Annotated in this window: 18 protein-coding genes and 1 pseudogene; 10 read left to right on the forward strand and 9 right to left on the reverse strand. The window is 60.6% G+C overall.

The window, feature by feature from the left end:
* Positions 1-5: 5 nt before the first annotated feature.
* The 4 genes from NKJ55_RS06525 to NKJ55_RS06540 all read right to left on the reverse strand — a co-directional run bounded on the left by NKJ55_RS06525 (position 6) and on the right by NKJ55_RS06540 (position 4518).
* Complete coding sequence (locus tag NKJ55_RS06525; protein ID WP_352449169.1) at positions 6-1103, reverse strand: ABC transporter ATP-binding protein; 1098 nt, start codon at positions 1101-1103, stop codon at positions 6-8.
* 10 nt (positions 1104-1113) lie between these two features.
* Complete coding sequence (locus tag NKJ55_RS06530; protein WP_023679256.1) at positions 1114-2004, reverse strand: carbohydrate ABC transporter permease; 891 nt, start codon at positions 2002-2004, stop codon at positions 1114-1116.
* The gene (locus NKJ55_RS06535) at positions 2001-2960 is read right to left on the reverse strand and encodes a carbohydrate ABC transporter permease (protein WP_352449170.1); all 960 of its coding nucleotides are present in this window, start codon (positions 2958-2960) and stop codon (positions 2001-2003) included. The genes NKJ55_RS06530 and NKJ55_RS06535 overlap by 4 nt, the downstream gene beginning before the upstream one ends.
* Positions 2961-3039: 79 nt before the next feature.
* A complete protein-coding gene (locus NKJ55_RS06540) occupies positions 3040-4518 on the reverse strand; it encodes an ABC transporter substrate-binding protein (RefSeq protein WP_352449171.1) in 1479 nt (492 codons plus the stop codon).
* A gap of 209 nt (positions 4519-4727) precedes the next feature.
* On the opposite strand from NKJ55_RS06540, the gene NKJ55_RS06545 reads away from it, so the two are divergent.
* From NKJ55_RS06545 to NKJ55_RS06560, 4 genes are read left to right on the forward strand one after another with little or no spacing between them, the layout of a single operon-like run.
* Entirely contained in the window at positions 4728-5438 is a 711-nt protein-coding gene (locus NKJ55_RS06545) for a GntR family transcriptional regulator (RefSeq protein WP_352449228.1), read from the forward strand.
* 54 nt (positions 5439-5492) lie between these two features.
* The gene (locus NKJ55_RS06550; RefSeq protein WP_352449172.1) at positions 5493-6659 is read left to right on the forward strand and encodes a mandelate racemase/muconate lactonizing enzyme family protein; all 1167 of its coding nucleotides are present in this window, start codon (positions 5493-5495) and stop codon (positions 6657-6659) included.
* 56 nt (positions 6660-6715) lie between these two features.
* Positions 6716-8077, forward strand: coding sequence for a mandelate racemase/muconate lactonizing enzyme family protein (locus tag NKJ55_RS06555; protein WP_352449173.1), 1362 nt, complete (start codon positions 6716-6718; stop codon positions 8075-8077).
* Between the two features lie 17 nt (positions 8078-8094).
* Positions 8095-9294 (forward strand): mandelate racemase/muconate lactonizing enzyme family protein, encoded by a 1200-nt coding sequence (locus tag NKJ55_RS06560; RefSeq protein WP_352449174.1) that lies wholly within the window; start codon positions 8095-8097, stop codon positions 9292-9294.
* Between the two features lie 199 nt (positions 9295-9493).
* On the opposite strand, the gene NKJ55_RS06565 is transcribed toward NKJ55_RS06560, so the two are convergent.
* The 4 genes from NKJ55_RS06565 to NKJ55_RS06580 all read right to left on the reverse strand — a co-directional run bounded on the left by NKJ55_RS06565 (position 9494) and on the right by NKJ55_RS06580 (position 15818).
* Positions 9494-11347: an adenylate/guanylate cyclase domain-containing protein gene (locus tag NKJ55_RS06565; RefSeq protein WP_352449175.1), complete on the reverse strand. Its 1854-nt coding sequence runs from the start codon at positions 11345-11347 to the stop codon at positions 9494-9496.
* 588 nt (positions 11348-11935) lie between these two features.
* Positions 11936-12517: a sulfocyanin-like copper-binding protein gene (locus NKJ55_RS06570; RefSeq protein WP_352449176.1), complete on the reverse strand. Its 582-nt coding sequence runs from the start codon at positions 12515-12517 to the stop codon at positions 11936-11938.
* A gap of 477 nt (positions 12518-12994) precedes the next feature.
* Positions 12995-14581, reverse strand: a complete 1587-nt coding sequence (locus NKJ55_RS06575) for a serine hydrolase (RefSeq protein WP_352449177.1) — start codon at positions 14579-14581, stop codon at positions 12995-12997.
* A gap of 928 nt (positions 14582-15509) precedes the next feature.
* Positions 15510-15818 carry a hypothetical protein gene (locus tag NKJ55_RS06580; RefSeq protein WP_156937426.1) on the reverse strand — a complete coding sequence of 103 codons (309 nt, stop codon included), beginning with the start codon at positions 15816-15818 and terminating at the stop codon, positions 15510-15512.
* A gap of 88 nt (positions 15819-15906) precedes the next feature.
* Here NKJ55_RS06580 and NKJ55_RS06585 point away from each other — a divergent pair, with 88 nt between their 5' ends.
* Positions 15907-17583 (forward strand): winged helix-turn-helix domain-containing tetratricopeptide repeat protein, encoded by a 1677-nt coding sequence (locus NKJ55_RS06585; RefSeq protein WP_352449178.1) that lies wholly within the window; start codon positions 15907-15909, stop codon positions 17581-17583.
* A 70-nt stretch (positions 17584-17653) separates the two neighbouring features.
* On the forward strand, positions 17654-17821 hold the full coding sequence (locus NKJ55_RS06590) for a hypothetical protein (protein WP_352449179.1): 168 nt from the start codon (positions 17654-17656) through the stop codon (positions 17819-17821).
* A gap of 246 nt (positions 17822-18067) precedes the next feature.
* On the opposite strand, the pseudogene NKJ55_RS06595 reads toward NKJ55_RS06590, so the two are convergent.
* Positions 18068-18700: pseudogene (locus NKJ55_RS06595) on the reverse strand (tyrosine-type recombinase/integrase).
* A gap of 432 nt (positions 18701-19132) precedes the next feature.
* Here NKJ55_RS06595 and NKJ55_RS06600 point away from each other — a divergent pair.
* Genes NKJ55_RS06600 through NKJ55_RS06615 form a run of 4 tightly spaced genes read left to right on the forward strand, consistent with a single transcriptional unit; the run spans position 19133 to position 23306 of the window.
* On the forward strand, positions 19133-20146 hold the full coding sequence (locus tag NKJ55_RS06600; RefSeq protein ID WP_352449180.1) for an ABC transporter substrate-binding protein: 1014 nt from the start codon (positions 19133-19135) through the stop codon (positions 20144-20146).
* A 47-nt stretch (positions 20147-20193) separates the two neighbouring features.
* Positions 20194-21204 carry an ABC transporter substrate-binding protein gene (locus NKJ55_RS06605; RefSeq protein ID WP_352449181.1) on the forward strand — a complete coding sequence of 337 codons (1011 nt, stop codon included), beginning with the start codon at positions 20194-20196 and terminating at the stop codon, positions 21202-21204.
* Between the two features lie 44 nt (positions 21205-21248).
* Positions 21249-22256, forward strand: a complete 1008-nt coding sequence (locus NKJ55_RS06610; RefSeq protein WP_352449182.1) for an ABC transporter substrate-binding protein — start codon at positions 21249-21251, stop codon at positions 22254-22256.
* A gap of 30 nt (positions 22257-22286) precedes the next feature.
* Positions 22287-23306, forward strand: coding sequence for an ABC transporter substrate-binding protein (locus NKJ55_RS06615; RefSeq protein ID WP_352449183.1), 1020 nt, complete (start codon positions 22287-22289; stop codon positions 23304-23306).
* Positions 23307-23313: the final 7 nt, after the last annotated feature.

Here is a 23313-nt window from a genome sequence, read left to right on the forward strand (position 1 = left end):
CTATCTCAGTTGGCCTTGAGGGCCATTTCAGTTTCGCCATCGAACAGATGCATCCGCTCCTGGTCGAACTCGAGCCAGATCTGCTCGTCGGGCGCGACGGCAATGTTCGGCGGCACGCTGACGTTGACGATGGCGCCGGACAGGAACGCCTGAACGAAGGTGACGTCGCCGGTCGGCTCCACCGTATAGGCTTTGGCCGGGACGCTGCCTGGCACCGCACTCTTGTGGAGCTTGATCGTCGAGTGACGTGCGCCGAGCACGACTTTCCGGGTCGTCGCTTTCGCCACCATCTGGGCATTGCGCGGTGAGAGCTCAAGGCGCCAGCCCTCGGCGCCGGTCAACACCGTGTTGCCGTTTGCCATCGATGCCTCTAACGGAATAAGGCTCATCGCCGGGCTGCCGAGGAAGCTGGCCACGAACATGTTCACCGGATGGGCAAAGACCTGCGCCGGTGAATCGTATTGCTGCAGGTAGCCGCCATTCATCACCGCCATCTTGTCAGCCATGGTCACGGCTTCGAGCTGGTCGTGCGTCACATAGATGATCGTCGCCTTGAGGTCCTGGTGGAAACGCTTGATCTCCGACCGCATCTGCACGCGCAGTTTGGCATCGAGGTTGGACAGTGGCTCGTCCATGAGGAACACGGCGGGGTCGCGAACGAGGGCACGGCCAAGGGCCACACGCTGCTGCTGCCCGCCCGAAAGTTCGCGCGGCTTGCGCTCGAGCAGATGCGTCATGTCGAGCACTCGCGCCGCTTCCTTGACCTTCTTGTCGATCTCGTCCCTGGGGAGTTTGCGCATCTGAAGCGGGAACGCCAGGTTCTTGTAGACCGATTTCTGCGGGTAGAGCGCGTAGTTCTGGAACACCATTGCGATGTCCCGGTCCTTGGGGTCGAGGTCGTTGACCACCCGCTCGCCGATGATGATGTCGCCCGCTGTGATCGGGGTCAGCCCCGCGACGAGATTGAGCGTGGTTGTCTTGCCGCAGCCTGAAGGCCCGACGAGCGCAACGAACTCGCCGTCATTGACCGTCAGCGAGACGTGGTTGACAGCTTTGAAGCTGCCATAGCTCTTGACGAGATCTTGGAGGACCACGTGGGCCATCGGCAACTCCCTAGTGCTTGACCGCGCCCTCCGTAAGGGCGCGTACAAAGTATCGTTGCAGGACCAGGAACAGCACCACCACGGGCACGCTCATCATAAAGCTGGCCGCCATCAGGCCCGGAAAGTCCGTCGTATTTTCCGAGAAGAAGCGTTGGATGCCGACCGGCAGGGTCAACTGCTCGTTCTTGGAGAGGAAGGTGTAGGCGTAGATGTACTCGTTCCACGCGCCGATGAAGGAATAGATTGCGGTGGCGATGATCCCCGGCGTCGAGAGCGGCATCACGATCATGATGAAGGCCTGGAACCGTGTTGCGCCATCGATGCGCGCCGCCTGCTCAAGCTGCACCGGGATATTGTCGTAAAAGCCCTTGAGCAGCCAGATCGCCAGCGGCAGGCCAAAGGTGAGATAGGTGAGTATCAGTGAGCCATGCGTGTTTATCAGACCGATCGCGCGCATCAGGATGAAGAGTGGCACGAGAAAGATCACCGCCGGGAACATATTGCGCAGCAGCACGGCAAAGAACAGGAAATTCCGGCCGGGGAAACTGAAGCGCGAAAACGCGTAGGCCGCTGGGACAGCCACGATCACCGAAAGGATTGTCGTGACGGTCGACACGAAAAGGCTGTTCCAGAAGAAGCGGAGGAAGTCCTGGCCGACGCTGTTCTGCGGATCGAGCAGTTTCTGATAGCTGGCGAGGGTAGGTTCGTCCGGCCACCATTGCGGCGGGAATTGCGTCGCCGCGAATCCGGACTTGATCGAGGTGATCAGCATCCAGATCATCGGCAACGCGGTATAAAGCAGCATGAACACGAGGAATATGCGCCCGGCCCACCGCCATCCGTCGACGCGCATGCGGCGACGGGTCTGGGCTCGAGGGGCTGTCTCGGCAATCGTGCTCATGCGCTCCCCTCTTTCCGCTCGTTGCCGCTTAACGCACGGACGTAGAAGTAGCCCAGCGTCATCAGCGTGAGGAACAGGAGCACCGAATAGGCCGATGCCACGCCCCAGCGCTGCCTTCCGAAGGCGAGCTCATAAATGTGGGTTATCCAGATATGCGATGCGTTCGACGGCCCGCCGCCCGTCATGATCCAGGGGATGATGAAGGAATTGAAGTTGGCCACCGCGAGCAGCAGCATCGTCACCACCGAGACGTTGCGCAAGTGCGGGAAGGTGACGTGCCAAAAGCGCTGCCATGCATTGGCACCATCGACTTTTGCGGCACGCAGCAATTGGTCGGGGACTGTCTGCAGGCCGGCCATCATCATGATCATGGCAAACGGAAACTCGCGCCAGATATTGACGACGATCAGGGAGGGCAGCACCGTGCTGACATTGTCGATGAAATTCGGCGGCTGGGCGGCCAATCCGAGGCCGACCAGCACCGCGCCGATGATCCCGAAGTCCGAATGGTAGATCCACTTCCAGATGTAGGAGGCGGCGACGGCGCTGATGACCCAAGGGATGATCAGGACGGCGCGCAGGACACCACGGCCGATGAAGTCGCGGTGGAGCGCCAGCGCTGTGGCAAACCCCAGGACAAAGGAGATGAAAGTTGACCCCAGAGTCCAGATCAGTGTGTTCCAGGTGACTTTCCAGAACACCTGACTGGTGAGGATGGTCGTGTAGTTGTCGAAGCCGATGAAGGTCTTGTCGCGGAGTTGCAGGCCAGGCGGTGTCTTAAAGAACGACAGCTCGACCGTGTAGTAGATCGGATAGGCGATGACGATGAGCATCACGGCGATCGCTGGGAGCACGTACGCGTAGTCCGCGCGATGTTCCCAGATCTTCCGCAGCGCGCCGGACCAACCGGGTTGCAATCTTCGGCGAGCCTCGGCCTTGCCGGTCACGATCGTCACTTATGGCGTGCCCTTTTTCTTCGGAACGAGGCGGCTGCGCCAGCGGCGCAGCCGGTCTAGGTCGTAGGTGTGGCCTGGACTAGAGTCCGCCCATCAGGTCTTTTACCTTCTTGGCCGCGTCGTCCGCTGCCTCGTCGACGGTCATCGCTCCGGTCAGGGCATTCTGCAGCATGTCCGGGATGATGATGTTCATGATCTCGGGGGCCTGCGGCAGAGCTGGGAACGGGATGCCGTATGGCAGCATCGAGGTGGTGACGTCGAGGAACTTGATGTTGTCCAGACGTTCCTTCATCCACTTGGTCTTGAAGCCGTTGAGGTTGCCCGGGTTTGATCCGGCGTAGGCCATCTTCAGCGACCATTCAGGGCTCGTCCACATGCAGATGATAGCTTTCGCAGCCGGCTCGTCTACCTTGCCGCCCTCGACATATTCGGGCTTCAGGATGTGAATGTTCGAGCCGCCGAACACGACGGCGCGCTTGCCGTCGGGGCCAGTTGGAATCAGGCCGTAGCGCATGTTGTCGATGACCGTCTGCGCCTTGTCCTTGTCGGTGCCCGTCGCCTTTTTCTGCAGGTCGAGCATGACGTTGTAATCGGACGGGTGCGAGATCATCATGCCGAGCTGGCCGGCGACGAACAGGGGCTGGTTATCGGCCTGCTGGTTGGTGAGCGCCGAAACCGGAACCGACTTGTCGCGAACATACATGTCGTAGGAGGCTTGCAGCGCCGCCTTGCTCTGCGGGCTATCGAGCTGGACCTGCTCATAGGTCGGGTTTGCCGTCGCTTCGTCGAAGACGCCGCCGCCATAGGCCCATAGCTGTGGCATGAAGCGGTACGGCGTATTGCCGGCATTCTTGCGCGCCACGAGGCCGTAGCCGGCAATGCCGAGCTTGTCGTGGATCTGCTTGGAATATTTGACGACGTCGTCCCAGGTTGCCGGAGCCTTGTCTGGATCGAGGCCCGCACGCTTGAAGATGTCGGCGTTCCAGATGAACGCCATCGTCTCGTTGTTGGTCGGAATGCCGTAGGTCACGCCCTCCCAGGTCACTGCCTTCATGGCGCCGGGCCAGAAATCCTCGGTCGAATACCCCACATCCTCTGGCTTGAGCGGCTGCAGATAGCCCTTTGAGGCGAACTCGGTACCGCCCAGGATCTGCAGGCGGACCGCCATAGGCGCGGCATTGCCCAGGAGCGCCGTGCGGAACTTGTCGAGAAGGTCGTTATAGGTGAGGGCTTGTTCCTCGAGTTGGATGTTCGGATAGGTTTTGCGGAAGGTCTCGAAGAAATCCTTGTAGTACTGGCGCAGGAGGTCGGGGTCGCCCTCGAACACGCCCTGATACGAGAAAGTCAGTCGCCCCTTGTAGTCGAGCGGGGTAACCTTGGCGCAATCGGCAGCCGTGTCAAAGTCCTGTGTGCCGGCGATGGAGCGCACATATTCCGGCGACCACTTGCTCAGATCGACCGGTGGCGCACCCAGCGCCGATGTAGACGTCAGGGATGCCATCAAAGCAGTGGCGACAGTGCCGCGCAGGACGGCACTGCCGAGCGCAATTCTCGTCATAGGTATCCTCCCTGGTTCTCCCATGCCGCCCTAGAGCGGTCCTTGCTCGTTTCGATCGCGAGGATGCTTCTGTCAGCTCAGTGTATCCTCTCGATCACTTGGTACGTTTTCAGATCATGGATTGCCTGTCAACGCGCAGAATCGTACATTGTTTGCGAAAGCCGTGTGTGATATCGGGCAAGGTATGTATTAAATTGGGGAGCCCGGCCTTGGCCGAAATAAGCGATTTCAAAGCGATGCCGCCGGTGGGGACCGATCCCATCGGGGCCTCCAGCGAGGGCACCTCGCTTTATGAATTGATCAGGGAAGATATCATCGAGGGACGGCTCGCTGCCAACGAACGGCTTGTCGTCACCGATCTCGCCCGGCGTCACGGCACTTCGACCAATCCTGTGCGCGAGGCCCTGCAGTTGTTGCGCGGCGAAGGGTTTGTCACCTTTGTCGCCAACCGCGGGGCGCGCGTGCGACCCATTGATCAGGATTTTGTCCGGGATATCTACGAGATCGGTGTTCTGATCGAGCCAGCCCTGACACGATGGTTTGTGAATATGGCTACCGGCGAGGACATCGCCGAACTCGAACGTCTCCAAGGCCTGATCGAAGAGAACAATTTCGCCGACACATTCAGGCATAGTGAGCTGGATACCGCTTTCCACACCGTGATGTACCAGCGGCACTACAACCGCCACGCCGCCGAGCTTTGGTGGAAGCATCGCGAAGTGCTGCGAGCCGTGAGCCGTCGTTTCAATTTCACGCTGGCGCGACGTGCCGCGATCATGCGCGAGCACCGCGAACTCATCGCGCTTGTGAAGGCGGGAGAGGCCGACAAGGCGGCCGAACTCGTTTCCCGCCATGTCGAGGGTTCGGGCCGGCATATTCTCGAACAGATGCGAGCGCGCAACGCCGCTCGGGCCGGATAGAATGTCCAGTCCAGAACATCGTTAGCTGACCATTTTCAGGCAAAGGCAGTTGAGATGAAAATCACGAGCATTCGGCCGTGGCTGATCAAGTCCGATGCTTCTTACTGGGGAGAGTTCCTGTTCGTCGAAGTGACGACCGACGAGGGAGTGAGTGGCTGGGGAGAGATCACCACCACGACAAGGCTCGCCAACCGCGCTCTCTGCACGATCCTGCGGCAGATCGGCGTCGCCGTGACAGGCGAGGATCCGGCGCGTATCGAGCATCTCTGGCACAAGATCTTCCGCAGCTTCACCTACATGGGAAGCCGCGGCGCCGCCGTCGAATGCGTGAGCGCCATCGATATTGCCCTCTGGGACATCCGGGGCAAAGTCCTCGGCAAGCCGATTTACGAGCTGCTTGGCGGGCCGGTACGCGATGAAATCGCGCTCTACACCCATCCCAACCAGGCCAAATTCACCAGCAAGGAGGCTGTGGTCCGCGAAATTCTAGACATTGTCGAGTCCGGACACACTGCGCTCAAGTTCGATCCCTACCCGCACCAGGGCCGCAGCGCCGATGGCCTGCCCCGCGAACAGCGAGACGGCTACCTCGATGGCAGCATGACCCGCAAGGACGAGCGCGAAGCCGCCGAACTCACGGCTCTGATCCGCGAAACGGCAGGACCCGATGTCGACATTCTCATCGATGCGCACGGCCGCTTCGACGTCCCCACCGCCATTCGCCTCTGTCGAAGCCTCGAGGAGGCCGGCCAGATCGACTGGTTTGAGGAGCCCTGCCCGCCCGAGAGCCTTAACGCCCTCAAGCAGGTGCGTGAGAAGGTCAATACCGCCATCTCGTGGGGCGAGCGCGGCCACACGAAGTGGGATTTCGTGCCGGTACTCGAGAACAGGCTCGCCGACTACATCATGCCCGACGTTACCTGGACCGGCGGCATTACCGAACTCAAGAAGATTTCCGCGCTGTGCGAAGCCTACTACGTGCCGGTCTCGCCACATGACGCCGCGGGACCGATCAACGTGGTTGCGGGAGCGCAGGTGATGATGACCGTTCCCAACTTCTACAAACTCGAAACATCGGAGTGGAACCTTGGCAAATACGATCACCTGATCGACAGACCACTCGACATTTCGAACGGCAGCCTCAAGCTGACGTCGAAGCCTGGTCTCGGTATTGAGATGGACCGCGACTACTTGCAGGCCCACGAGATTGAGCTGGGCTAGCAACACTCTATGCCGGCCCAGGGTGCGGGACGACAAGCCGAAAACGAGGATAAGTCATGGCAAAGACAGGTGGCGCCGACGAAGCGCTCAATCGGGTAAACGCGAACTCCAAGCCATCCCAGCTTCGCATCACCGACATGCGGGTAGCCGAAATCGTCGGCGCGCCGTTCACCTCAACCCTGCTTAAGATTTACACCAACCAGGGCATCGTCGGGCTTGGCGAGGTGCGCGACGGCGCCAGTGCCACCTACGCGCTGATGCTGAAGAGCCGGCTACTTGGCGAGAACCCTTGCGACATCGACCGCCTGTTTCGCCGGATCAAGCAGTTCGGTGGCCATGGCCGGCAAGGCGGTGGCGTCTCGGCGGTCGAGATCGCGTTGTGGGATCTCGCCGGCAAGGCCTATGGCGTTCCCATCTACCAGATGCTCGGCGGCCGGTTTCGGGAGAAGGTGCGCGTCTATTGCGACACCGACGCTACCGTGCCGAGCGGCACCGAGACCGGCAAGCGCCTCAAGCAGCGCATGGCGCTCGGCTTCACCTTCCTCAAGATGGATCTGGGGCTGATGCAGATCGCGGATGTACCCGGTGCGGTCGTCTCCCCTGCCGGTTCACTTGAAGGGTACCGCATCCATCCAGGCCGCGGCCCGGTCAAGACCATGGAGGAGCGGCGCGCCCGCAATGCCGCTTACGATTTGCATAACGTCCCCCATCCGTTTACCGGCCTCCACTTTTCCGACAAGGGCCTCGACCTGCTTGAACAGTACATTGCCGAGGTTCGCGATGTTATCGGCACGGATATTCCGCTCGCCATTGACCATGTCGGCCACATCTCGCTGCAGAACGGCATTCGGCTCGCCAGGCGGATTGAAAAATACGTGCCGGCCTGGCTCGAGGATGTGATCCCGTGGCAGTACACCGAGCAGTTCCGGCAACTGCAGGCCGCCACCACGGTGCCGATCTGCACCGGCGAGGACATCTACCTTAAGGAAGGCTTCGAGCCTCTGCTCAAGAGCGGCGGCCTCTCCATTATCCACCCGGACCTGCTCACCAGCGGGGGCATCCTCGAGACCAAGAAGATCGGCGACATGGCCCAGGACCACGGCGTCGCAATGGCCATCCATATGGCCGAAAGTCCGATCGCCGCAATGGCCGCGGCACATGTCGCGACCGCGACCGAAAACTTCATGGCGCTCGAATACCACTCTGCCGATGTCGACTGGTGGGACGATATCGTCACCGGCGTTCCCAAGCCGCTCGTGAAGGACGGCTTTATCACTGTTCCGGACAAACCTGGCCTGGGGATTGACGACGTCGTCGACGAGGTGATCTCGCAGCATCTGCAGCCGGGTGTCACCGGCATCTGGCAGCCCACGGATCACTGGGACAATGAGTATTCCTGGGACCGTATCTGGAGCTGAGGCGAAAAGAACCGAAGATGAAGATTACCGATCTCCGCTGCGCCGTCATCGGCAAACATCCCATCGTCCGCATCGTTACCGACGAGGGCCTCTATGGCCTTGGCGAAGTCGAGTTCACCAAGACCTATCTCAAGCCTTGGGTGCTGCATTTCCGTGAGGCGCTGATCGGCGAGGACCCTACCGACGTCGAGCGGGTGATGCTGAAGATCCGCCAACGCGGCTCTTTCAAGCCCTATGGCGCGGCGGTAAGCGCTATCGAGCATGCGCTGTGGGACATAGCCGGCAAGGCCGCAGGCGTGCCGGCCTACAAACTGCTCGGCGGCAAGGTGCGCGACAAGGTGCGCGTCTATAACGGCTCGATCCGCCAGAAACGAACGGGGGACCGGCCGGAGGATTACGCCGCTGACGTGAAATGGATGATGGAGCAGCCGCAGAATTTCTTCATGATCAAGCAAGGGATCTCGTTCCACTCCAACATGAAGGACACCATCGAGGGCTTCCATTACGGCGTGACGCAGAAGAAGGCTGGCTATCACGGTGCCATGGATCAGGGCGTGATCAGCGAGCGCGGTTTCAACCACATGCTCGACTGCGTGATCGCGATGAAGGAAGTGCTGGGCGACAAGGTCAGCCTGGCGCTCGACTGCGGCCCGGGCTGGATGCTGCCCGATGCAATCAAGTTCGCTCGCGCGGTCGAGAAGTACAATTTGATGTGGCTCGAGGACATGCTGACCGGCGACTATGTGCCGTGGGTCAATCCGCAGGCCTATCGGGAACTGACCACCTCAACCTCGACGCCAAATCATACCGGCGAGCAGATATACCTGCGGCACAATTTCAAGGAGCTGATCGAAACGCAAGCGGTGCGCGTCATCGGCCCCGATCCGGCCGATATTGGCGGCATTGCCGAGCTCAAATGGGTCGCCGAGCACGCCTGTATGCACTCGATCCTGATGGCACCGCACGGCACCGCGAACGGCCTTCTCGGCCTCGGCGCGCTGATCAATGTCTGCGCCACCCTGCCCGCCAACTTCATTGCCTTCGAATACCCGAGCGCCTCCGACCCCTGGTGGGAGGACCTCGTAATCGGCCTGCCGTCGCAGATCGTGAAGGACAGCATGGTGGACCTGCTGGAAGCGCCGGGGCTGGGCCTCGATATCGACGCCGAAGCAGCCAGGAAGTATCTCCGGGAAGAGGATGCAGGCTTCTTCGACTGAACCATGCTTGCGCCACCCTGCACCATGCGGGACCGCTTCACGCAAATTGGCATCCAGAATGACCGTTTCGGGGCTGGACGCGGACTGGCAGCTTTTCAGCAGCGGAGGTCCAAAGCTGACATTCAAAGCGGTGCATCCTGAAAGCAACTAACGACGCGGGGAAGGATACTGCTCGCCTGTACTCCGGCTTCCAACCGAACTACTTCGTTGGCAGTCCCGCAGCGACGAGGTCGGCTACCTGTCGATCAATCACTGCAGAATTGATATGGAACGTCATATCGCGCCACCGCGTGGCCTTAAGCCACGGCTGCATGGCAAGCGCCTTGAGGACTTCACTGCGTGCATCGTCAGTTTTTCCAAGATGGACATCGTTGATGGCACGTAGCAGCGGAACGGTGAGCAGGAAGTCTGACGCCTTCGTGATCAGTGCAGCAGATTCGGCGTACTTTTCGATATCCGTCAGGGCATTTGCCTTCATCACGAGATAGTAATCGGCGAAGTTTGGATCGTTCCTGAGCCCGTATTCTGCTCGCTCAATGGCCTTGTCTGTCAGGCCGCTGAAGCGGGCTGCTGATGAAAGGTCGCCGATGAGAAACGCGTCTCCGGGCGAAAGCGCAATCACCTCGTCGGCCCTGCGCAGAGACAGATCGAAGTTGCCCTCATGAGCGCTGACGTAGACGTTTGACCACAAACAGCTTTTTCTTGCGTCGGGTCCGAGGTTGGCCCGCGGAAGAACCTTTGCTTCCAGTTCGGACGCCATGCGCCAATGTTCGTCAGGCTTTTCGTCAAAGCCGAGGTTGGCCGCCAAGACGTGATCCCAAGCCAGTCCGCACGATAACAGCGACGAGTCGGGAAATTTGGCCAGGCCCTCAAGAATTATGTCCGTCGCCTTTACCAGGCTCTCGGGCGTAAACTGCCCAAAGAAGAAATTGGATCGAAGGAAGAAGTCGTACTCTTCGAGATCCGGTGTGTCCTTTTCCCAGACCTTCTTGTATTCGATATCGTACATTTTTCCGCGCTGGCCACCGAGCGTACCAATGATGCGTTCGATCGCCTCATCCTGAATCACAAGGGGATCGCTTCCCGAGCGATCGAACTTTTCCGCCCAGAGATTTTCGCCTGTGCGCGCGTCGATCAGCTGCGCGGTGATCCGCACCCGCTCCGTCTCCTTCCAGATGCCGCCCTCGATCACGTAGGCCGCGTTCAACTGTTGGCCGATCTGGCGGACATCGGTTGGCTTGTCCTTGTAGACAAAGGTAGAGCTACGCGAGAGCACCTTAAGTTCGGTGACGCCTGCCAGCATCGAGATCAAATTGTCTGTCATGCCGTCGCTGAAATACTCCAGCTTCGGATCGCCGCTCATGTTCTTGAACGGCAGAACCGCAACGGTCGGGATACCACCCCGGTCTATCTCGCGCTTTGTTCCATAGAACTGCCACCACGCCAGGACCGCTGTGACTGCTAAGACCAGCACCAGGAAGCTCGCCACGGCTGGCAGCCGCGAGCGGTTGCGGCTCGCGCGCCTGGGCCTAGCCTTGCCGCCGATCGTGACACGATAGGCCTCCACCGGCTCCGAGATGTTCTTGACCTTCTGCGGGCCCATCGACTGAAAGCCGAAAGCCAGCTTCTTCTCAACCTCGCGCGCGACCTTTGCAGACACCCAGATGCCGCCAGGCTCGGCAAGTTGTTCTAGTCGCGCCGCGATATTTACGCCCTCGCCAAACCGATCGTCACCCTCGACAATCACCTCGCCAAGATTGACGCCGATGCGCACTTCCACGCGCTTGTCTTTCGGCAACGAGGCGTTTCGCTCGGCCAGCCCACGTTGCAGCCAAACCGCGCATTCCATCGCCTCGACGACAGAAGAAAACTCCGCCAGCAGGCCGTCGCCCATCAGCTTGAAGATAGTGCCATGATGACGCGCTACTGTCGGTTCGAAAAGTTCCTTATGATCGGCGCGCACCCGTTCATGCGTACCCGCCTCGTCGCGCTCCATCATGGCAGAGTATCCGACAACGTCAGCAGCAAGGATGGCGGCGAGCTTGCGGTCCATTTCGGAGCACTCTGTCGGCGGCCAACCTCGGAGGCGAGGTGGCAAACCCTCCCGGTTCCAATCAGTTTCGCCTATCAGGACCTTACCCGCAAGCGGCTGCCGGTTACGAAACGACTTGATTGGGGCCGGACGCGGACTGTCGGCTATGGGAGAATCCGCCCGACTCCTTCCGATAGGCGAAAGTCGCTCTGGAAAAGCACCGCGGGGTCTTGAAATGGCACGACCGAGCCGGCGGGCGCATCGGCTCGGACTATTCCGCGTGGGAGCGCTCTAAGTCTCGATCGGGCGGAAAGTGGTCGCACACGGGAGCGGCCTAAGTAGGCTCATCTGCGCCAACAGGCGACTTGTGGATCAAGCTTGGAAGGCGGCTCCACCGACGCTTCGACACTAGGCCCAAATTAGCCCTCGCCGATGCTCCGGCTGCGCCAAAGGCTTGTTTGGATGCTTCAGCTTGGACCTGGTGGCTTGGCAACCGGGGGCAGTTCTAAACCGGTCGGGCGCGGCCAGACTTTCGAGTTTCAAGGTAAGCCGCCATGGATTTGCAATGATCTCCACGACGAAGCCATAGCGCTGGTTGCTCGCGCAACGCTAAGGGCGTCCTGGTGGCTGCTCCTGCGGAAACTTGTCTTCATGGACGATTGCCCCGGCCCGCTCAAGATTGCCTCTCACCTCGAAACCGATCCAGTGTCCGTCCATCAGGTGCGTTTGTCTCGGACAGGCGAGGAAATAGTTCCCCGCCTGCTGGGCAACAAAGTTGAGTTGTCTCCTCTCATTAATTTTGATCCCCTCTAGCGGCGCGGTGTACGCCCCCCAAATCGCATCCTCAGCCTCCAACTTCACTGGCATCTCTGACGGAGCATAAACCCTGGTCACCATCAGACCGTGCCTGAAATTCGAGGAGCCATTGATGAACTCGATCTGGACCGACCATTCTTCTGGCACGATGATCGTGAGATTGCCGCCCCAGTAGCCGTTGAAGTCGATAATGTCGGTCCGGTTGTTGTCCCTGCGGTACCGCTCGACTTGGTTCCAATCGGCGACAATCTCGATAGCCACCGTCTTCGCTGCCGGATCGTTTTTGATCCAGCTCGGGACGAAAGGCTTCCCAGCCAGCGCAATTCCAGGCAACAATCCAAAGGCGAGAAGGGCAAGGTGGGCAAAGCGCGCCATCGCAATCAGAGGCTCCTCCCGAGCGGAGCGGCCGAGCTAAAGCGACCGCAATCGAAGTCGACTAGGCCCATCCTTCAACGACGAGAATACCCCCAAAACAAGATCCACACCAGCAAACCCCCTTTGGCGGAACGGAACAAAACTCGCCGTCGCCGGAGTCGCCTCCAAGTGAACGCCCCACCTCGCGCAGGCCGATGTCTGCCGCCGAAAAGCGAAGGAGGGGTAAGGTTATCGCGCCAAGCTGATCGCCGCTCGGCAAAGGTCTGTTTCGCGGCCTGGAGCCGTCGGTCTGCTTCGGATCAGCGGCTGGCCAAAGCCGACGGAGCTTGTCGGAAGCTCCCGAGCAAATGCCGGCTTCCTGATTTCCATGCCCGGAAGCGAACCGTCACAAATCCGCCATCTCAGGCATCACCTAGCAGACGGCCGGTTCGCCTTTTCGACTGCATGGGGTGTATGAAGCACCCGACGCCCCCACCCCTACCTCTGAAAATGCCCCAACCCGTTCTCATTGAGATAGTCCACCGTCATCACCCGCGCGCGAAGGCCGCCGGGGGAACCGACGAACTTCACCGATGACAGCGAGCCGGTCGGCGCGTTCTCTCCGCGGGGCGTGAGGGCGTAGGTGTCGCCGTCCCAGTGCTCGAGCGTGAACTGCATGGGCTTGGGGCCGAGTTCGAGTATCAGCTTGTCGCCATCGGCCCGCACGGTGGCGGTGTCGAAATAGTTGCTCGTATATTGGCCCTCGTAGAAGGATGGACTGCGCGCCTTGGCGGGGTTCGTCGGCCTGTCCTCGCCGGCGAGGTCGCCCACCGGCTTGTAGTAGGCCATGAACCGCGGCTTGATGTAGGGATACCAGTCGCGGGTGACCTGGCCATATTGCACGATGTCCATGAAGCTGGCGGCGACCGCCTCGGCGGCGCCGACGGGGGAGCCGTTGGTGAGCACGACGATGCCGACATCGGCCGAGGGCAAGATCTGGAAGGTGGTGCCGGCGCCGAGCAGGAAGGCGCCGGAATGGCCCATGGTGGTGCGCCCATTGGCGTTCACCCCCACATTGAAGCCATAGCCATAGGAGCTGGCCCGCGTATCGGGCGTCTCGCCGCGGTAGGTCACGCTCTGCGGTGTGATGGCGGGCTGCAGGATCTTCGGGTCGATCATGGGCTGGCCGTTATAGGTGCCGTCGCCAAGCAGCAGGATCATCCACTTGGCAAGATCCTGGACGCTGGAGGAGACGCCGCCCGCCGGCGCCTGCTGGTCGGGGTCGCGGTCATAGAGCGGCTCGAACACATTCTCCGCCACGCGCGCATGCAGCAGGGCGCGGTTCTTGCCGGCGGCAATGAAGTCCTCGTGCCGATAGCTGCTCGAGCGCATGCCGAGCGGATCGAACAACAGGCTCTTGGCCAGCGGCTCCCAAGGCTGTTTCTCGGCGTGGGCCACTGCCTCGGCGCCGACCGTCGTGCCGAAATTGGCGTAGTGATAGGAGATGCGGAAGGGATCGAGCGGCACCATCCACAGGCTCCCGACGATCTGCTTGCGCTGGAAGCCGAGATCCTCGAGTTCGTCGCCCGCCGCCATCGGCAGGCCCGAGCGATGGGCGAAGAAATCGCCGATGGTGGCGTTGCCCGAGACATACTCGAGATTGAGGCGAAAGCCGTCCCAGACCTTGCCAATCGGGGTATCCCAGTCGAAGCTGTGGTCCTTCGTCATGGCGATCGCGGCCACCGTGGCCGAGATCGACTTCGACACCGAGGCGACCTGGAAAATGGTGGTGCTGCTGACCTTAGAAGTGTCGTCCCGGTTGTCGCGAAGGCCATAGCCCTCGTCAAAGATCATCTTGCCGCCATGCACCACCGCCACGGCGAAGCCGGGAACGTCGGATGCTTCCTTGACTTTCTTGACGATGTCCGGCAGCGCGGCCAGCGCCTTCTCGACACCGCCGGGATACAGCTGCACAGCATCCTGCGGCGGCGATGGCCCAAGCTCCGGCACGTAGGACTGCGCGGCTGCCACGGCGGGCAGCATGGTAACAAGGGAAAGTACCAGGAGAGCTGCGACCTTCTTCATTGCATGTCCTCAAACTTGCACCGGCAGATGATCGGACCATACGCGGCAAGATGAAAGATGGTTGCGGCTATTTTCCAATGAAATGTTTAAGTTCAAAGATCAGACAGAGACGGCGGCTGCGTGTCATGTGATTTCGGAGTGGTGAAGTATCCGTGTTACCTACGCGCCCGGCAATGGGATGGGATTGGGCGGGAGAACGTCAACTTTCCAAGCCCGAGCGGCAAATGGCATCCGATCACGAGTTGTTCGCCAACGGGCTGGCGGCCAACCAGAAAGTCATCGAAGCCAATATATGGCCCATCGCGGGGCCCTATGGCCTGCTGCACGGGGTCCGATGGCCGAGGGGCCGGGACGCTTCGTCTTCACCGATCTTGCCTGCGGCACGGGGCCGTTTGCTGTCCGTCCGGTTATTGCCGCGGGACCAGTTAAAGCCGCCGTTCGGCTCACGTGAAGAGTTTCGGGCGCCGGCAGGCGTACGAAAGTCCCCGAGGAAGGAACCCGCGGGCCGCAGACGATGGCTATGGGGATTTCGGATTTCGGCAGACGTCGGCGATGGCGTGACCGCCGTCGGGAAGCGCTGGGGTGAATGCGGACAGACCGCTTCGTTGCGCCCCCGCGCGGTGTTGTCGGCTTGGTCGGCAGCTGGACGCGACCTCTTCAGCATCGAGGATCATCATGGACGTGCGTCGATCCGTTGCCGGAGGCTGAGTGCCTGCAGCTGAAGGCTGAACCATCCCATGCCGGGTCATGGCGTGCTGCTCCCGGTCGACCGGGAGCCGTGTGGTGGTCTGCGCGGTTACCTCCACCGTTCAAACAGCTCGATGACGATCATGCGGCCGCCGCAGCACGGGCACGGCGGGCGGAAGTCGTCCGGTTCGTCGGGGTCGCCGTCGTCGGGCGGCGCGGCAGGGGCAGTCGAGGATCGCCCTCACTGACCCTCCTGGGTAAGTTGGAAGATACTGGCCGTCCGAGCAGGACCAACGTTAGTTAGCTCACAGTACGTGAAAGAAGCAAAAGAACCCGGTTGCGGCGGAAGAAATTCCCCCTGGTGCTTCCATGCGAGGCAGGTTTTGATCGTGTCGAAAGATTTTTGTTCTCGGCGTTCATCGATGCGGCCATCGATAAATACAAGAGAAATTACATGCGCGGTTGCATTTAGAGATTGAGGATCTGCTTTCGCAGCCGTTGGCACTGCCAAGAGAAGAGCCAGAGCGATGATGAGCTTGGTGCGATTCATGTCGTCCTCCGTTTCATCCGGTGCTGCTGGGGTCGCTTGGAGGCGAAGGCCGAATGGGCTAGACTAGGAAGCGCGCCAGGAAGGTGAAATGTCCCGAACGGCCCCTGAAATTGACCTGAAATCTGCTGAAACGATCACGTTCCGCGGTTTTGTCTTCCTGACCAAAAGCAAAGAACTCCGAACCGTCGAAGGCAAAGCGGTCAATCTTCGCAGCCAGTCCGCCGAGGTGCTCTCGGTGCTCGCGGCGCGACCCGGCGAAATCGTCTCCAAGGATGCGCTGATGCAGGCGGTTTGGCCCGAGACCTTCGTGACCGACGACAGCCTCACTCAATGCATTGCCGATATCCGCCGCGCGTTGGGGGACGACGCGCACGTGATGGTGGAAACCGTCCCAAAGAGAGGCTACCGACTGAACGCCGATCTATCGGACGCGGCGGACCCAAACGCCGCAACCGACACGGAACGTGCCAGGACACGATTATCGCAGCGCGGCTTCATTCTTGCTGCACTCGCTCTCCTTGCGGCAGCGATCGGCGCATACTACGGCGCGGAAGCATGGCGAGCCGCTCCCGTTCGTTCGAGCGGCATGCCCAGGATTGCGATCCTTCCCTTCGACGACATGAGTGCCGGTGCGGACAAGGGATATCTCAGCGATGCCGTTGCCGAGGGGATCATCACCGAGCTGGCGCGGAGCAAGACTTATGCCGTCATCGCCCGGAACTCGAGCTTCAGGTACCGCGGTAAGCTGATCGACGCCAGACAGATTGGAGATGAACTCGGCGTCGACTACCTGCTCGAAGGCAGCCAGCAGAAGATCGGAGACCGGCTGAAAGTGTCCGCCCAGTTGCTGAATGCGCATGACGGATCACATGTCTGGGCCAACTCCTACAACCGGGAGATTGGCCATCTTTTCGTCGTCCAGGAGGAAATCATCCGCACGCTTGCGGATCGGGTCGGAGTAAGGATCGAGCGACCCTTGCCACAGAGCGATGCGGCTCAGGTCAGCGCGCTCCGCTATTACCTGATGGGGAGGGCCAAGATCGGAGAGGATATCTCAGCCGAGGGGAACGAGCTGTTAAGGCAGTTCAGCCTCAATGCGATCGAAGCGGATCCGAACTCCCAGTTCGGCCATATCGGGCTGGCCTGGTACTATCGCAATGACGCGGTATTCGGGTGGCACTCACAGGAACACAATCGGAACGAGGCGTTGAAACTCGCTGCCGAATACGCCGACAAGGCCATCCTGCTCGCTCCTGATGACGCTGAAGCGCATGAGGTCCGCGCCAGCACCCACACCGAAGGCGGAGAGGTGGAGCAGGCCCTTGCCCAGTACGATCAGGCGATCGCCTTGAACCCGAGCAACTCGCATATCCTCGTCATGAGTACGAACGTGCTGCTGTATGTTGGCCGCGCCGACGAAGCGATCGATCGGATCGAGCAGGCCAAAGGCATCGATCCCTTCCACCCTGACTGGTTTCACTGGCAGATGGGCTGGGCGCTCTGGGAAAAGAACGATTGTGGGGCGGCGCTGGCTGCGATGCGGAAAATGTCCAGGATCCCGAGCGGCGCACAGCGCATGCTTGCGGGGATCCACGCTTGTCTAGGAAACAAGCGAGAGGCAAAGGAAGCGCTTGCGGTTTTCCTCCAGAACACTCCCAGTGAATCCATCAGTAAAGAACGCAGGGAGTGGGACAAGATTTGGACCGCACCCGGAAGCCTCGACCGCTGGATCAAGCAGATGCGGTTCGCGGGGTTGCCGGAGTGACGGCCGACCGTATGCGGCCCAGCAGAAATCATGGGCTGCAAACGACCCTTGAAGTGGGCCACGAGCGCTGGTGGCCCTCACGCTCAGGGCGCCGATGCGTACCAAACACCTTCATTTCCTCAGTTTTATGTTGCGACTTGCCAGGCTGGCCGATGGCCAGCCTGATGCGGCCGCGGAGACGATCGCGGTAATGCGCCAGGCCCATCCGCGCTTCACACTCAAGGTCTTTCGTCGCTAGGAACCCTACAGGGAGGCGGAGGTGCTCGATAAGATTGTCACGCTCCTGCGCCGTGCCGGTATTCCGGACTGACCTTGGTCGTCTACTTGCCGCCTCGCCTGAACCAGTGACAGCTGCGTCCGCAATTACTATCCTGGCGACGCATGCTGCTGCGTCCGCTTTGGGGAATCAAAGAACGCGAGCCCGATGACCGACATCGGCGCATTGCCGATCGCGGCTCCACCAGTCGAGCGGAGCCGCTTGTGGTCAGGCCTCCGTCGCCTCGGATAATGCGAGCGCATCTTCTACATCCACACCGAGATACCGTACCGTGTTCTCGATCTTGGTGTGGCCGAGCAGGATCTGCACCGCACGGAGATTGCCTGTCGCCTTGTAGATGATGGAGGCTTTGGTGCGGCGAAGCGAGTGCGTGCCATACTCTTCTCGGCGCAGACCGATCGCCGACACCCATTCATCCACCAGTCGTGCATATTGGCTCGTGCTCGAATGCGCGGCGGCATCAACACGACTGGGAAACGCGAAGTCGTCCACTGTTCCGCTACGTCTCTCAAGCCATGCCAACAGACTTGCTCGCGCATCTGACGTGATACTCGAACTGAACCGGTCGCCGGTCTTCTGCTGAACCACCATTGAAGCGGGCCCGGATTTCCGGACCCGCCACAAGCATACCGATCTTGATCTTCACTAGGTCGCAACCCCGCAGCTTGCTGTCGATCGCGAGGTCAAGCAGGCATGATCCCTCATTCGTCCTTCGCGATTGAGGAAGAAGCGGATTGCCCATATCTGCCGCGGCTTCGGGGCTCGCTTGGCTCCGACCTGCCGACCAGCGTTCCATACCGGCCGCCCCTTGGCTGCCGGATCGTATTGTGAAATGCCCATCGTCATTCTCCTTCGGCCAATATTGGCCATTGGAGAAACGATCCGAGGGTCTCGGGCGCGGCGTGGCCGACAGCGGAATTGCGGCTTTTGGCGTCCCGCCAGCACCTCGCTGTCAGTGGGAGACCGTTTGCGCGGTTGCGAATGGCCACTTCGAGTTTACTGCGGCCGGCCCCACCCGCTGAACGTCCGCTATCGTTCTTCGGACGCGGATTGGCGTAGTAAGTTTTGCGCTCGCAACCTACGCAAATTGGGCGTATCGTCGGTATATCGTCGATTGCTAATACATGGGCCGGCGACTGAGAGCGCAAGACTCCCGCATCGGACTAGGCGCGCTAGGTTCCACAACCACTCGTCGCGCTCTGCCTCTGCCGAACCTCTTTTGCTCGGTTCCGGCCAGTATTGCCTTTTGCCAATCGGAAGAGGAGCGTTCTGATGCAGATCATCCAAACCCGCCGCCGATTCCTGGCCGGCGCTGCAACGGCAGGCGCTGCCGGTATCGTCGGACTTCCAGAGTCACTCCACGCGGAACCGCCGTTGGAAACGACCACGGTTCGTCTGCCGCGGTGGGTTGGTGGTTCCTACTGCTGGGCAGGCGCGTTCATCGCCGGAGAACTGATGCGCGCAGATGGCTTCACCGACGTTCGGTACGTAGAAGCCGACAGAAGCGTCGACCAATCGGAATGGATCGCACGCGGTGAGACCGATTTCTCTGTGAACTTTCCGCCGAATCAGATCGCGTCGATCGACGCTGGCGTGCCGATCAAGGTGCTAACCGGGTTGCACTCGGGATGCCTCGAACTGATCGCCAAGGAGAGCATCCGCAGCGTCACGGATCTGCGGGGCAAGAGGGTGGGCGTGGATGGTTTCAACAACTCGCGACACATGTGGCTGACGCTCATGTCCGCGTATGTCGGGCTCGATCCCGTGAACGATATCCAATGGGTCTTGACTAAGGACGTCAAGCCCACGGAACTCTTCATCCAAGGGAAGATCGACGCATTCCTTGGGACGCCGCCCCAGCCGCAGGAGCTGCGCGCCAAGAAGATCGGCCACACGATCCTCAACAATGCCGTCGACCGCCCATGGTCACAGTATTTCTGCTGCATGATCTCCGCCACCACGGACTACGTGAACAGGTACCCGGTGGCGACCAAGCGGGTCCTGCGATCCATCCTCAAGGCCGCCGATCTCTGCGTGTCGGATCCGGAAAGGGTGGCGCAGCAGATGGTCGATCGTGATTTCGTCCCGTCGCATGACTACGCGCTCCAAACGCTCAAGGATATCCGCTACGACCGCTGGCGGGAATTCGATCCTGAAGACTCCCTGCGGTTCTACACACTGCGCATGCAGGAGACGGGCATGATCAAATCGAGCCCGCAACAGATCATCGCCAACGGAACGGACTGGCACTTCCTCGACGAGTTGAAGCGTGAGCTGAAAACCTGAGCAGCTGGCTGACTCGTTGTGCCTTTTTCCTTGGGAAGAAGAAGCCCATGCAGATCATCCAGAACCGCCGTCATTTCCTAGCCGGCGCTGCGGCCGTCGGCGCCGCAGGAATTATCGGCACCGCAACACAAGCCCGGGCCGAGCCGCCGCTGGAGACCACTTCCGTCCGCCTGCCGCGGTACATCGGCGGCGCCTATTGCTGGGCGGGCCTGTACATCGCCGGAGAAATGCTGCGCGCCGAGGGGTTCACCGATGTCCGGTATGTGCAAGGCGACAAGAAGGTTGATCATTCGGCGTGGATCGCAAACGGCGAGACGGATTTCAGTGTGAACTACGTGCCGATTCATCTGGCGTCGATCGATGCAGGAGTGCCGATCAGGGTACTAAGCGGACTGCACTCCGGGTGCCTCGAACTGATCGCCAACGACAGCGTCAAAGGCATCTCGGACCTGCGGGGAAAGCGGGTTGGGGTCTTTACGCTTGATTCGCCGCAATACGTGTTGGTTTCTCTGATGGCCGCCTATGTTGGGCTCGATCCCGTCAACGACATCGAATGGGTCATCGAAGAACACAATTTTGCGGAAGGCTTCGTCGAAGGAAAATACGATGCAGTCCTCGGCCAACCGCCCCGCACGCAGGAACTTCGCTCCAGGAAAGTAGGCCATACGATCCTCAACTCGACCACCGACCTGCCCTGGTCGCAGCATTTCTGCTGCATGATTTCCGCGACTGCGGATTATGTCGACAGGCATCCGGTGGCGACAAAGCGCGTGCTCAGGGCCATCCTCAAGGGCGCCGACCTCTGCGCGTCGGATCCGCCATTGGTAGCGCAGCAGATGGTCGATCGAGGGTTCGTGCCCAGCTACGACTACGCGCTGCAAACGCTGCACGACATCCGGTACGACAGGTGGCGGGATTACGATGCCGAAGCCTCGATGCGCTTCTACGCGCTGCGCATGCACGAAACGGGCATGATCAAGTCGAGCCCGCAAACGATCATCGCCACCGGCACTGACTGGCGTTTCCTTGACGAGTTGAAGCGCGAGTTGAAGACGTGAGGGTCAGCCAGCCTCGTGCCATTTTCAATGGGAGGGAGAACCCCATGCAGATCATCCAGAACCGCCGCCGCTTCCTGGCCGGTGCTGCGGCAGCAGGCGCTGCAGGTCTCATCGGCGCAACGACTGACGCTTGGGCCGAGGCACCCCCTGAAACGACCTCCGTCCGCTTGCCGCGGTGGATCGATGGTGCCTACTGCTGGGCGGGGATGTACCTGGCCGGAGAGCTCCTCAAAGCGGAGGGCTTCACCGACGTCCGCTACGTGCAGGGCGACGAGAAAGTCGATCAGGCGGTGTGGATTGCACGCGGCGACACGGATTTCAGCATGAACTACGCGCCGGTCCATGTCGCGTCGATCGACGCCGGCGTGCCAATCAGGGTGCTTGGCGGTCTGCACTCCGGGTGCCTCGAGCTGATCGCCAACGACAGCATCCAAGGCATCCCGGACCTCAAGGGCAAGCGGGTGGGCATGCACGACATCGATGCGCCGTCGCGCGTGCTGGTCGCCCTGATGGCCGCCTATATCGGACTGGACCCCGTCAACGATATCGAATGGGTCCAGGAAAGCAAGCCGGTGGAAGCCTTCGCCGACGGGAAGTTCGATGCATATCTCTTCACGCCGCCGGAGACGCAGCAACTGCGCGCCAAGAAAATCGGCCACACGATCCTCAACACGACCCTCGACCGCCCTTGGTCGCAGTACTTCTGCTGCATGACTTCGGCCGCTGCGGACTACGTGAACAGATATCCGGTGGCGACCAAGCGCGTGCTAAGAGCCATCGTCAAGGGCGCCGACCTATGCATTTCGGATCCCGCATGGAGTGCAGCGCAGATGGTCGATCGAGGTTTCGTCCCCAGCTACGAAATCGCGCTGCAAACGCTGAGCGACACGCGGTACGACGTCTGGCGGGACTACGATGCCGAAGCCTCGATGCGCTTCTATGCGCTGCGCATGCACGAAACGGGCATGATCAAGTCGAGCCCACAGCAGATCATCGCCGATGGAACGGACTGGCGCTTCATCGAGGAGCTGAAGCGTGAGTTGAAAACCTGAGCCTGCTTTGTCCCAGGGAGGAAGCGTGACATGCGGATCATTCAGAATCGACGCCGTTTCATGGCCGGCCTGGCAGCCGGCACCGTGGGAATTGTCGCAACCCCGAGATTGGCGTTTGCCGAGCCGGAGCCCGAGACGACCAGTGTCCGGCTGGGCCGGTGGGTCGGAGGCGCCTACTGCTGGGAGTCGCTCTACCTCGCTGGCGAACTGCTCCGCGCCGGCGGTATGACCGATGTCCAGTACGTGCAAGGTAATCAAAAGTACTTCGACAGCAGCGAATGGATTGCAGCGGGTGAGACGGACTTCGACTTCAACATGCCGCCGATGCACATCCGCAGCGTCGAGGCCGGGGTGCCCGTCAAGATCCTGGCCGGCGTGCATTCCGGCTGCTGGGAGTTGCGAGCGAACGATCGCGTCAACAGCGTTGCCGACCTAAAGGGCAAGCGGGTGGGGGTCTGGGCGATGAACGACCACCCGCAGGTGTTTCTCCAACTGCTGATCAACTATGTCGGGCTCGATCCCAACCACGATGTTGAGTGGGTCGTAGGCGTCCAGGAGAACGGCTCGCTCATGCAGAACTTCATCGACGGCAAGGTCGATGCCTTCCTGGTAGACACCAGCCAATACTCCGAGGTTCGGAACAAGAAGGTAGGTCACACGGTCTTCAGCAATCTTATCGACCGTCCTTGGTCGCAGTATTTTTGTTGCATGCTCGCCGGCCGGACCGACTATGTCGATAAGTATCCGGTCGCCACCAAGCGCGTGCTGCGGGCCATCCTCCAGGCTGTCGAATTCTGCGTGTCGAACCCGAAATCGGCCGCCCGCGCGGTGGTTGATCGAGGCTTTCTGCCGAGCTACGACGTTGCGCTGACCACTCTGCAGAACACCGGGCACGACAGGTGGCGGGAATACGATGCTGAAGACTCGGTGCGCTTCTACGCGCTGCGCCTCCTGGAGACGGGCATGATCAAGTCGAGCCCGCAGGAGATCATCGTCAAAGGGACGGATTTCCACTTCTTCGAAGAGATCAAGCGCGAACTGAAGACGTGAAAGGCGC

Source organism: Mesorhizobium sp. M0106 (assembly GCF_040322715.1).
Classification (GTDB): domain Bacteria; phylum Pseudomonadota; class Alphaproteobacteria; order Rhizobiales; family Rhizobiaceae; genus Mesorhizobium.